We start from the raw sequence: 13,089 nt of genomic DNA, 5'->3' as shown, positions 1-13,089 counted from the left end.
ATACATCGCGTTTCTTTTCGATATCAATTATAGACATACACCTAATGTGTTTTTAATACCACTTATCAATCTGCTCCAATCCTCGGTGAACGGTCGAAATTCTCTGGTGAGTGGTATTAAATTAGAATTGAATGTATAGCTAACGCCTCTGGCGCCTCCCTTGTGTGACAAAGAACAGCGTTCCTACCAGCGCAATAATGGTCGATGCCCCAAACAGCACCGCCTGAACGCCCAAAGCCTCCGCCAAAAACGGAGCCGCCAGCAGCGGCAGCACGCCGGCGCTCATCAGGCCAAAACGCACAAAGCCGGTAATGCGCCCCAGGTATTTGATGTCGGCGCGCTCCTGAATCAAGATCATCTGCAGCGGTTCCAGGAATCCCCAGGCCAGACCGTTAATCGCCTGACCGATAATCGCGACCCCCAGCATATCGGTGCCCACGTACACCATGGACCCAATGCCCACGGCCATGAGCGCGCCGAGCAGCAATCGCAGGTTGACATGGCGGGCAGAAAGCTTGGTCAGGATGAACGCGCCCACCGAGGAAGTGAGGCCCACGACCGAGGACAGCCAGCCCAGCCAGACGATATCCACGTTGAGCACATCGCGATAGAACAACGACTCCAGCGAATCGAACGCGCCAAACGCAAAGAAACCCAAAAAGCCCGAGATAAAGATGAGGCGCAGGTCGTGGTCGCGAAACGTAAGTCGCGCACCCTCGGCCATGCCTCCCAAAATACCGCCCTTCGGCTTCTCCCCTTTTGCGGGAGCAACACACTCGTGACAGCCCAAGGAGAGCACGGCCGCCACACCCATCATGCCCGCCATGAGCAGATAGACCGATTGCGTGGCAAAACAGCTCACGATGGCACCGCCGAGCAGCGGGCCAGCGGTATAGGCGATATTGCTGTAGAACACCATGAGGCCGTTCACGCGGGTACGGCCCTCGGTGGTCGACTCCAGGTATCCCGGAAACGCATGCGTGCAGGTGTTGATAAAGCCGCCCGCAAGTCCCAAGACGCACGCGGCAAACACAAGCCCGGGGACAGACAACGGCGCCAACCCCACGCCAAGCGATAGCACTGCCGTAATCACGCACGTCACAAACGACGTCCGGCGCGGTCCAAAGCGATCGATGACCGAGCCCGACACCATATTGCCCACCGACGTCATAAGATTGCGCACGAGCGTAATGGCGGCAACCAAAAAGGCCGTGCCAGCCAGATCATACGTGGCCGCACCGATAAGCCCCAAAAAGTAGACCGCGTTGTTGGCGCACCACTGCAGGGACTCAATAAGAATCAGCCTGACCTCTGCCGGCGTCAGGCGCATTGCTTCGCGATCCTTCGCGAACATACGAACTCCTTCTATACAAAAAGGGGATGGAGGGCATAGGCCTGCTCCATCCCCTTTCCAGGTTGCAACGAAAATCTATGCAGCCGGGCCCTTATGCCAGCACGCCGAAGAACGCGCCGACGATGCCCACGGCCATGGTGGCCACGATCAGCACCATGGGGTTGATCTTCTTGGACAGCAGCCAGTAGTACAGCCAGAAGGCGAGCATGCCGAGCATGCCGGGCATGATGCCGTCCAGGATGTCCTGGAGGGTCTGGGCGTCGTCGCCCGAGCCGATGGCCACCGGGATGCTGGCCCAGAACATGTCCTTGCACATGGCGCCCACGACCATGACGCCCACGATGCCCACGCAGGTCATGATCTTCTGCATGAGGCCGGTCCTCTGGGCCTCGTCCAGGAAGCCCACGCCCAGCTCGTAGCCCTTGACGGCGCCCCAGACGCGCAGCGCGAAGCCGGGGACGTTGTAGATGAGCAGGAAGGCGATGGGGCCGAAGGGGTTGCCGGCCTGGCACAGGCTGATGCCCACCGCGGCGGCGACCACGCGCAGCGTCGACAGGAAGATGGAGTCGCCGATGCCGGACAGCGGGCCCATGAGGGCGGCCTTGACGTCGTTGACGCTCTCGGGCTCGATCTCGCCGCGGGCGACCTTCTCCTCCATGGCCATCGCGATGCCGCCGACGAACGGGGCGAACTGGACGGTGATGTTGAAGAACGCGCAGTGGCGGTGCAGGGCCTCGGCGTAGTCGTCGGGGCGGCCGGCGTAGATCTTCTTGAGCATGTTGGCGACCATCAGGCAGAAGGCGATGTTCATCTGCTTGTAGTAGGTCCAGGAGAACTCCATGCCCAGGGCGCCGACGTTGACGGCGCTCTTGACGAGGTCGGAGCGCGTGATCTTGTTCTCGGGACTAGAAGTCATCGTCCTCATCCCCTTCCGCGGAGAGCTGGGGCTGGGCTCCGCCCAGGCCGAGCAGGTCGAACTTGTCGATGCCGATGATGATGGCGATCAGGGCGACGCCCAGGACGGGCACGTTGGCGTAGGAGCACAGCAGGAAGCCCAGGAAGTAGAAGGGCACGAGCTGCTTGGTGAGCACCAGGCGGCCGAGCATGGCGAAGCCCATGGCCGGCAGGATGTTGGCGGCAACGCCAAAGCCAGCAAGGACAAAGGGCGGGATGAAGTTGAGCATGCCCTGGATGGCGTCAGCACCCAGATAGAACGACAGCGAGCACAGCAGGAACGCCATGATGATACCGGTCAAACCGATCAGGAAGTGCATCGCATAGACACCCTTAAGGTTGCCCTGGCCGGAGAAGACATCAGCGCGGTCAACCAGGATCGGCAGGGCGGCGTTGAGGATGTTCTTGATGGCAAGGCACAGCGTGGCGATGGGCATGGCAAGCGCGATGGCTGCCTCGGTGCTCTGGCCCAGCTGGATAGCGAAGGCGCAGGCGAGCACGCCGCCGATCGTCTCATCAGGCGGCACGTAGGCGCCGATGGAGATCGAGCCCATGAACAGCAGCTCCAGGCTGGCGCCGATCGCGAGGCCGGACTGCAGGTCCCCCAGCACCAGGCCCACGAGCGGGCACAGGACGATGGGGCGGAACGCATAGAGCGTACCGAGCTGGCAGTCGAACTTACCAAATGCGGCGATAAGTCCGATGAGGATTGCTTGGGTAAGCATATATCCCCCTTTCCTAATAGGACACTACGAAGAGCTCAGACTCTTCGAAATTGAACGCCTAGAGCACGCTGGCGCAGTCAACCTTGGGGTCATCGGCCAGGGGTCGAATCTCGACCTCAACGCCACGATCCAGCATCTCGCGCACATCGGCTTCCTCGGCCGCGGTCAGGAAGATCTGACGAGAGACCTGACGAGCATCGGGACGCTTCTCGTCCTTGGGCTTGGTGTTGCCCAGGTTGACCGACTTGATCTGCGGGCAGCCCTCAACAAGCTGCTTTGCCTCAGCAATAGTGGCGACACAGATGATCATCTTGTACTTGTCGGTCACGCCCGAGTTGATAGCTTCGATTGCATGCTCCATATCTTTGATGACGAGCTTGCAGCCGGCAGGCTTGCCCATCTTGAGCGTCGTCTTCCACACCGGGTCGTTAGCGACCTTATCGCCCACGCAGAAGATGCAGTTGGAGCCAAGGCCCTGAACCCAGGAAACTGCGACCTGGCCATGAAGCAGGCGATGGTCAACGCGAAGTAGCTGAATCATAATGTGACCCCCCAAAGGTCTTGTGCCGTCTTACGGCGTGTCAGTAGGTGCTGCGGATTAGAACTCTTCTTCCTCGTCGTCATCGACCAAAAGATCGTTGACAAACTTCACGCGCGTATCGTCCGCAGCGACGATGGCGCGAATCGTCTCCTCAACCGGCGCCGACTCGTCAGAGAACAGCAACTGGATGAGGAGAGGAAGGTTCATGTTGGTAACGAGGTACGTGCGGGGACGCGTCTGGACGATCTTGGTAAACTCGTTGTTGACGCTGCCGCCAAAGAGGTCGGTGCAGACAACGACATCATCGTCAGCAGACATGCCTGCCAGCAGTTTTTGGGCCTCCTCGGCCACGTCCATGCGGCCATCGACGAACATCGAAAGATCGTGGACGTTGTCGCGAGCGCCCGAGAGCAGCTCGACGCTCTCCTTGATGCCGGTAGCGAAGTGCGCATGGCTGGCGATGATGTACTGTCTCATTCTGTGTTCCTCTCAATAGCCCGGCACGTTCCCGCACCCGTTTTCTTTAGTAGTCGAACTGGTGATAGTAGCGACGATACTTGAGGTTGTGCTTGGTGACCGTCTCGTAGTAGCGAGCCAGGCGGTCGGTAACGAGCACCGTCAGGATCCACGGGGACACGATGACGCGGAACTCGTCGTCAAGGCCGGGGATCGCGAACTCGGCGGTGTCGATGATGTTGATGTCGGTGTCGCCGGTCACGCCGCGGGTCAGGAAGGCGCGGACGCGCTCGTCGAGCTTGCGGTTCTCGTCCTCGCCCATGAACAGGAAGACCGGGACGCCGGGCTCCACGAGCTCGAGGGTGCCGTGGAAGAAGTCGGCCGAGGTGATGTAGCGGGTGCGCTTCCACTGCATCTCCTCCAAGATGCACATCGAGAACAGGATCGTCTCGCCCCACAGGGCGCCGGAGCCGATGAACATGGTGTAGGGGGCCAGGGCGTACTTCTTGGCGAGCTCCTCGGCGCGCGGCTCGAAGCGCTTGCGGATGTCGAGCATGTCCTTCCAGATGTCCTTGGTCTGCTCGATAAACAGGTCGAACTTGGGGAAGCAGCCGCGGCGGTTGAGCAGGCGCAGGCCGAAGCAGTCGGCGAGGTAGTAGCCCTTCTCGCAGCCGCCCGAACCATGATCAGAAGCCATGGCAACGCAGTTCTCGGCACCGACAGCCTGGCCGATGGGGCCCTCGGGCTTGGTCATGGCGTAGACGCGCACGCCCATGTCCTTCATCTTCTTGACGGCCTCGAGGACCTCGGGGGTGGTGCCGGACTCGGAGGCGGTGAGCACGACGGACTTCTCGGTCATGCGCTTGTGGCCCATGGCGTTCCACTCGGCGGCGTGGATCAGGTAGACCTCGAGGTCGCGGTCGCCGAACTTGTTCATGAGGTACTCGAGCTGCATGAGCTCGTCCCAGGTGCCGCCGACGCCCATCAGGAACACGGCGTCGTAGCCCTCGTCGGCGACCTTGTCGGCGAGCGCGGTCATCTTCTTGCCGGCCTCGTAGAGCGCCTTGCCGTCCTCGAGATAGCCCTCCTGGTCGAAATGCATGATCTCGATCTTCTCGGTTTCCTTCATTTGTCTCTCCTTTCTGGGGTTGTTTCCACATCCCCCATGCCAACGGGCATCAAAACCCGCTTATATTCCGTAACACTCAGCCGCTTTGGCCTTAAGCGCATTGACTGACTCTTCGTAGCCCTCTGCCTTGACCTCCATTTGCTTGGAGACGGCATCGAGATACGGGTGAACGTCCCATGACTTCAGACGCTCGGCGATTATTGCCGCAATCGTCTGGAAGAACACGAGATTGGGAATTGCGCTGAGCAGCGGAGCCACCTGAGGCACCACAACCTCGTGAGCCCCACCCTTGGGATGGGCCGTGAGCAGCACCGTTTTTGTCGTAACGTTCGATAGCGCATCGGCGATATTCGCAAGACGCTCCGACCCCTGCGGATCGTCGACAATAAACACCAGATAGCCCGGAACGATCTGCATCTCGGGACCGTGGACGAACTCCTCGCCTTCGTGATGCATGGCAGGAATCTTGATGGTCTCGCTCAGCTTGAGCGCTGCCTCCTCGGCAACACCATAGTTGGGGCCGTTGCCGACGACCATAGCGGGCGTGTGCTCAGAAAGCTCGAGCATGTGGTCTTGGACATATGCCTCGGCGGTCTTGCACATCACGGCATTGGCCTGGATAGCCTCGCGCAGGTCGTCAAGACGCTGGGCAACGCCTTTGGCGTCAACCGTTCCGCGCGCCTGACCGCCGTAAATACCAAAGAGCACCAGATACTCAACGAGAACCTCGACGCCCAGAGTTACAAAGTCCACCGACTCGACGCCCACACCGTAGTCAAGAACGATGTCAGCTTGTTCCTTGATGGGTGCCTCGACGTTTGCCGTGAGCGCAACTGCAGCCATATCGTGTGCGCGCATGTAATCGAGCGCCGCAATCGTATTGGTCGAATAGCCACTCTGCGAGACGGCGATGTTGAGCGCATGCTGCGGATAGGTGTGTTCAAAATCGACGAAGGCCTCGGGCGTTACAACGGACACCTGCATCTGCAGCGCATCTTGCAGGTAATCGCGGGCGCAATCGGCGGCATGGCGCGACGAACCCGAAGCAACGATGCGCAGTGCGTCAAAAGAACCGGACTGGAAAATATCAACGAGCTGCGCTACCAGCTCAGACGAACGCTCGAGGTTCTCCCCCATACGCACATGGGCAAGCTGAACGTAATCGAGCATCTTCATCGTCTCACCTCGTTACAAATCATTAGTATTTGATACCAATCACAGTTATAGGTTACGGCTTTTTGATACCTCTTTGTCGATTAATTTAGGCTCTGTTAGACCAGGATTGACATATATGTGTCCTCACGGTGCCATATCGTTGACCCCATAGACCGCGATGATGGGGGCAGCATGAACGCCGAAGACCTGGTCCTCAACTTCAAGAAGGGCATGGCGAACCTCAGCAAGACCGAGCGCCGCCGCGCTATCGAGTCCGTCAGGGACGTGATCCGCGCGGCGGCGTTCGACGACGCGGCCGGCTCCGCCTGCGAAATCGAGCGCTGCCCGCGCTGCGGGTCCGCCGCGGTCGTGAAGAAGGGCAAATCGAAGAACGGCGAGCAGCGCTACCTCTGCCGGGGCTGCGGCAGGACCTTCGGCATGGGCAGCGAGCGCATCCTGGGGACGAGCAGGCTCCCGAAGGAGACCTGGATGGCCTACGCCGAGTGCTTCGCGCTCATGCTGCCCCTGCGCGAATGCGCGAGGCGCTGCCGCGTCTGCCTCAAGACCGCCTACACCATGCGCCACAGGCTGATCGAGTGCCTCTCGGCCTACTCCCCCTCGTTCAGGGTCGAGCGGGGCTGCGGCTGCGAGCTCGACGAGACCTACTTCCCCGAGTCGTTCAAGGGCAACCACGCGAAGGGGTCGTTCACGATGCCGCGCCCCTCCCGGCACCGCGGCAAGCAGGTGCACAGACGCGGGCTGTCGCGCGAGCGGATCTGCGTCATGACCGGAGTGAACGACTCGAACGAGACGTTCCTCGAGGTCACGGGGCGGGGCGCCCTTTCGAGGGAGCGCGCCATGGACGCGCTGAGGGGCCGCATCGCGGCCGGCTCGGTCGTCGCGACCGACAGGGCGGCCGCCTACGTCGGCGTCCTCGCGGAACTCGAGGTCGCCGCGCACGCGGCCTACGACCCCAAGGACCGCTCCGGGGGAACCATCAACCGGGTCAACACCGTCCACTCGCTCCTCGGCGCCTTCATGGAGCCGTTCAAGGGCGTGTCGACGAAGCACCTCGATGCCTACCTCGCCTGGTTCAGGTGGTGCCGAACCTTCATGGCGACCGATTCCGGCGCCGCCGGGCGCACGGTCGCGCGGCAGCTCGCGCACGGCGTCTGCAGGAGCCGCGTCCGCGACATGTTCAACGTGGAGCCGCCCTACATGGACTACTGGGCCGCGCCCGCCGCATAGAGGCGGTAGAATGGTCGCATCGCGATATACGAGGAGGGGTGAGGCCATGCCGTCGAATATACCGGCCACGACGATCCGGATCGACCCGGAGGCCAAAAAGGAGGCCACGGCCATCCTGGACGAGCTCGGCCTGTCCATGTCCACCGCCGTCAACGCGTTCCTCAGGGCGCTCGTCCGGGAGGGCGGGATGCCGTTCGAGATGAGGGTCAAGACGCCGGTGCCCGACGGGAAGACGGCGAGTTAGCCGGCAGGTCGGCATGTCAATCCTGGTCTAACAGAGCCTTAATTTATCCCCTTCGGCGAACGGTCGATTTTGAGCCATGTAAGGTTGTATATACAGTCGGTCAAATTGCCCAAACAGACCGGCTGTTACCGCGCGCGATGCAAAGCCCCAGCTAGTACGTATAGGTGTAGCCGCCCGTATCGCCACGATTGAAGGACTTTACATACTCGATAGCCTGACCGCTCGCGTCATAGCTCACGCATTCCAAAAGCAAAACAAGATCGCCCTGTTCCAGTCCAAGGAGGCCGGCATCTCGTGCGCCCAGTGCCTCGATATCGAGCTTTTCCTGTGCCATGACTGGCTTTCGGCCCAGCATCTCATAGGTCTCGTACAAACTGAAGACCGACACGTCAATATCTTCGATGGTTGGGAACAGCAGGCAGGGAATCAGCGCCGTCTCAATCGATACGGGGCTACCGTTTATGCAGTTCAGGCGTCGAACGGAATAGAGCAGGTCGTCCTCGGCGATGCCAAACAGGTCGGCGTAATATGGCCCCGCATAACGCTTGGAACGCGCGAGAATACGGACGGACGGCTCGCCGCCCGAAGCACGGACCGATTCACGGAAACCGACCGTGCGTTCAAAAAAAGCAGGTACTTTCTGCGCCACAAAGGCACCTTTTCCCCGAACACGGCGAATCTGCCCGCGTCGAACCAGCTCATCGACAGCGCTTCGGATGGTCAAGCGTGTCGTACCAAATTCCTCGGCGAGGTCTTTTTCGGACGGAATCATGGAACCCGTGGGATATGCACCGCGCTCGATACGTTCCTCGATGCAGCGTCGAATGCGCATATAAACCGGGGTGGCATCTACTGTTTCAGCCATTGTTCACCTGCCACGCTCCTCATGCCGTTCTCTTCGCCGTTATCGGCAAAGCGGAACTTTGTGGGCAAAATCACCGATTTGCAATGCTCCACAAAACGCATGTCCTTATCAAATTCGATCGAGCTCTCATAGAACACCGGCGTTCCCTCTTCTTGCTGGAGCAGCTCGGCCTCTTCGACGTTCAAACGCGAGATGGAGATATGCTCACGTCCATGCTCAACGCGCACGCCACCTTCTTTGAGCAAGACATCGTAAAGGCTCTCACACTCAAAATCGTGCTCGGGAAGCGATGGGCACAGGGACAGGTTAACGTGAGCGGTCTCGATTGACGCCGGCTCGCCCTCAATAAGTCGAACGCGCTGCATGCGGAGCAAGGGAGCGCCTACAGCCACCCCAAGCTTGTCGGCAAGCGCCTCATCCGCCTCGATGGTCCCGGTGGAAACCAGACGAGAAGAGGGGTGCAGGCCGGCAGTCCGCACAGCATCGGAAAAGTTATACGTTTCCTGGAAGATGTTCAGCGGCTTGGGAGGACACACATACGTGCCCGATCCGCGACGGCTCTCGAGCGTTCCACACGAGATAAGCCGCGTGATACCGGCACGCAACGCCGTACGCGAAACGCCAATCTCTTCGCACAGCACGCGCTCGGCCGGCAGGCGATCGCCGCCGGCAAGCTGATGGTGCTGGATATACCAAAGAATTCCCTCAACAGCATAATCTTTGGGGGGAATTGCATAAGATTCGCCTGCCATTGCACAGACTCCTCATTCAGAAACGTATGCCGCCAAAATTAGGCCAGCCCTCCCATGGCATCAAATTCTGCCTTGATCTTCTCGGCGACATTCCGATACGACTTATATAGACTTGAATCGCGTTTGACTTCGTCGGTCATAACGGGAATCTCTAATTTGGAAACCTCGTCTTTTCCCGTCTGAACCGCCACAACAACGCCCATACCAAGACACATATTACGCTTGGCAGCATTTATTTTTGCTGCCTTGGCAGGATTTGCCAGGATACGCTGGGCAAATTCCTGTTTAGAGACCGCTTCTTCGGCCTCCGGATCGCCCGCCTCGGCCACTTCGCACTGCAACACGTCCGCATAGTCAAAAATCTTCGGCTCGCCGCCGCGCTGATGCACGGCCCACTTGCGGCGCGTGGCATCCTGGTAGATGGCCGGCAAAAATGTAAACCGCGGCGGGTCCAAAATCGTATCCGTGATGGTAAACACATCGGGATCAAAGGCATCCTGCGGGTTTTTCTTCTTGAACAGCCCCATATCAGCCTCCCGTACTAGCATTAAACAACTCAAGCTGAATATAGCACCAATTTCAAGCTCATGCTTTAGTAGATCGGTGCGCGGCGTCTATGGCTCGCCCAGCGGAAGAACATACGGACGAGGGCCGGGGTGGGGTGCTTGGTTTTGGAAGTGGGCTTCGCGAACTTCCAAAACCTAACCAAGTCACCCCGGCCCCGGCAATGTAATCTTGGCTGCCCAAAGTCAGATATGCAGTCTCCAAGGCAGCATCAGCAAAGTCCCCATTACATTAAAAAATTCAGCCCCCGCATATCGAAACAGTCGAGAGGGCCGCCTCCAGGCGGGTTGCCTTGGTCTGAGAAGTTCGCGAAGCCCACTTCTCAGACCAAGGCAACCCGCCTGGAGGCGGCCCCAGCGCGAGACCGTCCCGGATGCCTACCTACTCGTTGTCGCCTGCGGTCATCTGCGTTGCGGAGAGCGCGCCGTCGGCAGCAGTTGCGGCTGCGGCGTCGGGCCAGACCCAGTCGGTAAAGGCCGGGTGATCGAAGCCCTCGTCGCACGCGAACTCAAAGGCCTCGGTGCGGAAGGCCTCCCACTCATCAATCTGCTCGGCAAACTTATCGGAGTCAACCATGCGCAGCACGTCGGCGGCCAGGGCCCAGCGATCCATGTTGTTCAGGCGCAGCATGTCAAACGGCGTGGTCGTGGAGCCCTTCTCCTCGTAGCCGTGGACGCGGAACGCGTCGTGTCCGGGGCGGTTCCAGATCAGGCGGCGAATCGTGCCGGCATAGGCGTGGAACGCGAAGAGCACGGGCTTCTCGCCGCAGCCAAACAGCTCAGCCCAGCGCTCGTCGCTTATAGCCTGGTCGTTCTCGCAGACGTTCTGAATCTTGAGCAGATCGACCACGTTGACGAACCATACCTTGATGCCCAGCTCGCGCAGCATATCGGTTGCAGCCAGAGCCTCGAGCGTCGGCACGTCGCCACACGTGGCGACCACGACGTCGGCCTCGCCGAGCGAGTCGGCGGTCGATGCCCACTCCCAATTTGCGACGCCCTCGGCGAGCTCGGCCTTTGCCTCGTCGACCGTCTGGAAGGTCGGGGCGGGCTGCTTGCCGCAGAAGATGGCGTTGACGCAGTCGGTGGACTGGTAGACGCGCTCGGCCACGGCGAGAGCCATGTTAGCGTCGGCCGGATAGTAAGCGTTCACGATATGCGTGTCGTTGGCCTTGTTGAGTAGCAGGTCGATAAAGCCGGGATCCTGGTGCGAGAAGCCGTTGTGGTCCTGACGCCAAACATGGCTCGACAGCAAAATGTTGAGGCCGCTGATGGGGGCACGCCACGGAATCTCGCGCTTGGTAGCCTCGAGCCACTTGCAGTGCTGGTTGACCATGGAGTCGACCACATGGACAAAGCTCTCGTAGGAGCTCCACACGCCGGAGCGGCCGGTGAGCACATAGGCCTCGAGGAAGCCCTCGCACTGGTGCTCGGACAGCTGCTCGACAACCTTGCCGGAGCCAGCGAGCAGCTCGTCGTTGGCCTCGTCCTCGTAGAAGCCGGCATCCCACTGCTTCTTGGTCACCTTATAAGCGGCCTGCAGGCGGTTGGACGCGGTCTCGTCGGGACCGAAGATGCGGAAGTCGTCCATGTTCTTGGCCAGAACGTCGGCAGTGTACTCACCAAAGACGCGGGCAGCCTCGGTGGAGCCCCAACCATGGCCCTTCTCGGCGACGGGAATCTCGTGGGCGTGGATATCGGGCAGCTCGAGCTCGCGACGCACCTTACCGCCGTTCGCGTTGGGGTTGGCGCCGATGCGCAGCTCGCCAGTCGGCATAAAGGCCGTCACCTCGGGGCGCACCTGGCCCTCGGGCGTAAAGAGCTCCTCGGGCTTGTAGGAACGCAGCCACTCGCGCAGCACGCGGAAGTGCTCGTGGGTGTCCTTGGCACTCGCCAGCGGCACCTGATGCGCGCGCCAGGAGTCCTCGGTCTTCTTGCCGTCGATGTGCTTGGGGCAAGTCCAGCCCTTGGGCGTACGGAACACAATCATGGGGTAGGCCGGGCGGACCACGGTCTCGCCTGAGGCGGCCTGAGCCTGCGCGGTGGACTTGATGTCACAGATCTCGTCAAAGACCTGCTCAAACAGGGCAGCGAAACGCGCATGAATGCTTGCGTGGCTCTCGTCGTCAAAGCCGGCGACAAAGAAGTGCGGCTTATAGCCCATGCCCTCAAAGAACTTGGTGAGCTCCTCATCGGACACGCGGGCAAGGATGGTGGGGTTGGCGATCTTGTAGCCGTTGAGGTGCAGGATCGGCAGGACGATGCCGTCGGTTGCCGGGTTCACGAGCTTGTTGGATTGCCAAGAGGTCGCGAGCGGGCCGGTCTCGGACTCGCCGTCGCCCACCACGGCCACGGCCAACAGGCTCGGGTTGTCCATAACGGCGCCGTAGGCGTGGCTGAGCGTGTAGCCGAGCTCGCCGCCCTCGTGGATGGAACCGGGCGTCTCGGGCGCAAAGTGGCTCGGGATGCCGCCGGGATAGGAGAACTGGCGGAAGAACTTCTGCAGGCCGGCCTCGTCATTGGTGATGTCGGGGCGGATCTCACGGTAGGTGCCGTCGAGCAACGACTGAGCAGTACCGGCGGGGCCACCGTGACCAGGGCCCATCAAGAAGATAGCATTCTGGTTGTGGTCGGCGATCAGACGGTTGACGTGACCGAACAGGAAGTTGATGCCGGGCGTGGTGCCCCAGTGGCCAACCAAGCGGTGCTTAACGTCCGGACGACCAAAGTCGCGCACCTCACCGGTTTTCTCGTCGACAAAGTCGGGGCGCATTAGCGGGTTAGAGCGAAGGTAGATCTGACCGACGGACAGATAGTTCGATGCGCGCCAATACAGGTCGACGCCCTCGAGCTCGGAAGCCGGCACCTCGTGGCCCAGCTTTTGCCACGGCGTCCCCAGTGTTTTAGCCATTGTTTATGTCCCTTCGCTGTGCGGTCACCCTCCAATACGGCAACCTTTCGTTGGGACTAGTATATTTGCTAAAACGTTTTATCATGGTGAAAAAACGTTTTACCACCCTTATCAATCCCATCGATTAGCAAAACGCGACATTCACCTGCGGCATTGCCCGTCACAGGTGCTCCACATTCGGTCTCTGCAAAT

General features: G+C 60.3%; 13 protein-coding genes. 2 read left to right on the top strand and 11 right to left on the bottom strand.

Annotation, left to right across the window (positions count from 1 at the left end):
• Window positions 1-139 precede the first annotated feature (139 nt).
• From OIL77_05700 to OIL77_05670, 7 genes are all read right to left on the bottom strand, one after another.
• Window positions 140-1,354, bottom strand: a complete 1,215-nt coding sequence (locus tag OIL77_05700) for an MFS transporter (GenBank protein HJI44895.1) — start codon at window positions 1,352-1,354, stop codon at window positions 140-142.
• A gap of 91 nt (window positions 1,355-1,445) precedes the next feature.
• Window positions 1,446-2,279: a PTS system mannose/fructose/sorbose family transporter subunit IID gene (locus OIL77_05695; GenBank protein ID HJI44894.1), complete on the bottom strand. Its 834-nt coding sequence runs from the start codon at window positions 2,277-2,279 to the stop codon at window positions 1,446-1,448.
• On the bottom strand, window positions 2,260-3,033 hold the full coding sequence (locus tag OIL77_05690; GenBank protein ID HJI44893.1) for a PTS sugar transporter subunit IIC: 774 nt from the start codon (window positions 3,031-3,033) through the stop codon (window positions 2,260-2,262). The genes OIL77_05695 and OIL77_05690 overlap by 20 nt, the downstream gene beginning before the upstream one ends.
• 58 nt (window positions 3,034-3,091) lie before the next feature.
• A complete protein-coding gene (locus tag OIL77_05685; GenBank protein HJI44892.1) occupies window positions 3,092-3,574 on the bottom strand; it encodes a PTS sugar transporter subunit IIB in 483 nt (160 codons plus the stop codon).
• 57 nt (window positions 3,575-3,631) lie between these two features.
• Window positions 3,632-4,051, bottom strand: coding sequence for a PTS fructose transporter subunit IIA (locus OIL77_05680; GenBank protein HJI44891.1), 420 nt, complete (start codon window positions 4,049-4,051; stop codon window positions 3,632-3,634).
• Between the two features lie 46 nt (window positions 4,052-4,097).
• Entirely contained in the window at window positions 4,098-5,159 is a 1,062-nt protein-coding gene (locus tag OIL77_05675; protein HJI44890.1) for an SIS domain-containing protein, read from the bottom strand.
• 60 nt (window positions 5,160-5,219) lie between these two features.
• Window positions 5,220-6,335: an SIS domain-containing protein gene (locus OIL77_05670; protein ID HJI44889.1), complete on the bottom strand. Its 1,116-nt coding sequence runs from the start codon at window positions 6,333-6,335 to the stop codon at window positions 5,220-5,222.
• 171 nt (window positions 6,336-6,506) lie between these two features.
• Here OIL77_05670 and OIL77_05665 point away from each other — a divergent pair, with 171 nt between their 5' ends.
• Both OIL77_05665 and OIL77_05660 read left to right on the top strand, forming a co-directional pair.
• Window positions 6,507-7,562 carry an IS1595 family transposase gene (locus tag OIL77_05665; protein HJI44888.1) on the top strand — a complete coding sequence of 352 codons (1,056 nt, stop codon included), beginning with the start codon at window positions 6,507-6,509 and terminating at the stop codon, window positions 7,560-7,562.
• A 46-nt stretch (window positions 7,563-7,608) separates the two neighbouring features.
• A complete protein-coding gene (locus tag OIL77_05660; GenBank protein HJI44887.1) occupies window positions 7,609-7,806 on the top strand; it encodes a type II toxin-antitoxin system RelB/DinJ family antitoxin in 198 nt (65 codons plus the stop codon).
• A 151-nt stretch (window positions 7,807-7,957) separates the two neighbouring features.
• Here OIL77_05660 and OIL77_05655 read toward each other — a convergent pair whose 3' ends face one another.
• From OIL77_05655 to OIL77_05640, 4 genes are all read right to left on the bottom strand, one after another.
• Window positions 7,958-8,671 carry a GntR family transcriptional regulator gene (locus OIL77_05655; GenBank protein ID HJI44886.1) on the bottom strand — a complete coding sequence of 238 codons (714 nt, stop codon included), beginning with the start codon at window positions 8,669-8,671 and terminating at the stop codon, window positions 7,958-7,960.
• Complete coding sequence (locus tag OIL77_05650) at window positions 8,656-9,423, bottom strand: GntR family transcriptional regulator (GenBank protein HJI44885.1); 768 nt, start codon at window positions 9,421-9,423, stop codon at window positions 8,656-8,658. Before OIL77_05650 ends, OIL77_05655 begins: the two co-directional genes overlap by 16 nt.
• Window positions 9,424-9,461: 38 nt before the next feature.
• On the bottom strand, window positions 9,462-9,950 hold the full coding sequence (locus OIL77_05645; protein ID HJI44884.1) for a hypothetical protein: 489 nt from the start codon (window positions 9,948-9,950) through the stop codon (window positions 9,462-9,464).
• A 418-nt stretch (window positions 9,951-10,368) separates the two neighbouring features.
• The gene (locus OIL77_05640) at window positions 10,369-12,897 is read right to left on the bottom strand and encodes a phosphoketolase family protein (protein HJI44883.1); all 2,529 of its coding nucleotides are present in this window, start codon (window positions 12,895-12,897) and stop codon (window positions 10,369-10,371) included.
• Window positions 12,898-13,089 lie beyond the last annotated feature (192 nt).

Source organism: Coriobacteriaceae bacterium, assembly GCA_025993015.1.
Lineage (GTDB): Bacteria > Actinomycetota > Coriobacteriia > Coriobacteriales > Coriobacteriaceae > Collinsella.
This window is presented reverse-complemented; position numbering and strand designations above follow the sequence as displayed.

Coding starts and splice junctions, on each gene's coding strand:
- OIL77_05700 (HJI44895.1), bottom strand. CDS start 1,354: ATGTTCGCGAAGGATCGCGAAGCAATGCGCCTGACGCCGGCAGAGGTC.
- OIL77_05695 (HJI44894.1), bottom strand. CDS start 2,279: ATGAGGACGATGACTTCTAGTCCCGAGAACAAGATCACGCGCTCCGAC.
- OIL77_05690 (HJI44893.1), bottom strand. CDS start 3,033: ATGCTTACCCAAGCAATCCTCATCGGACTTATCGCCGCATTTGGTAAG.
- OIL77_05685 (HJI44892.1), bottom strand. CDS start 3,574: ATGATTCAGCTACTTCGCGTTGACCATCGCCTGCTTCATGGCCAGGTC.
- OIL77_05680 (HJI44891.1), bottom strand. CDS start 4,051: ATGAGACAGTACATCATCGCCAGCCATGCGCACTTCGCTACCGGCATC.
- OIL77_05675 (HJI44890.1), bottom strand. CDS start 5,159: ATGAAGGAAACCGAGAAGATCGAGATCATGCATTTCGACCAGGAGGGC.
- OIL77_05670 (HJI44889.1), bottom strand. CDS start 6,335: ATGAAGATGCTCGATTACGTTCAGCTTGCCCATGTGCGTATGGGGGAG.
- OIL77_05665 (HJI44888.1), top strand. CDS start 6,507: ATGAACGCCGAAGACCTGGTCCTCAACTTCAAGAAGGGCATGGCGAAC.
- OIL77_05660 (HJI44887.1), top strand. CDS start 7,609: ATGCCGTCGAATATACCGGCCACGACGATCCGGATCGACCCGGAGGCC.
- OIL77_05655 (HJI44886.1), bottom strand. CDS start 8,671: ATGGCTGAAACAGTAGATGCCACCCCGGTTTATATGCGCATTCGACGC.
- OIL77_05650 (HJI44885.1), bottom strand. CDS start 9,423: ATGGCAGGCGAATCTTATGCAATTCCCCCCAAAGATTATGCTGTTGAG.
- OIL77_05645 (HJI44884.1), bottom strand. CDS start 9,950: ATGGGGCTGTTCAAGAAGAAAAACCCGCAGGATGCCTTTGATCCCGAT.
- OIL77_05640 (HJI44883.1), bottom strand. CDS start 12,897: ATGGCTAAAACACTGGGGACGCCGTGGCAAAAGCTGGGCCACGAGGTG.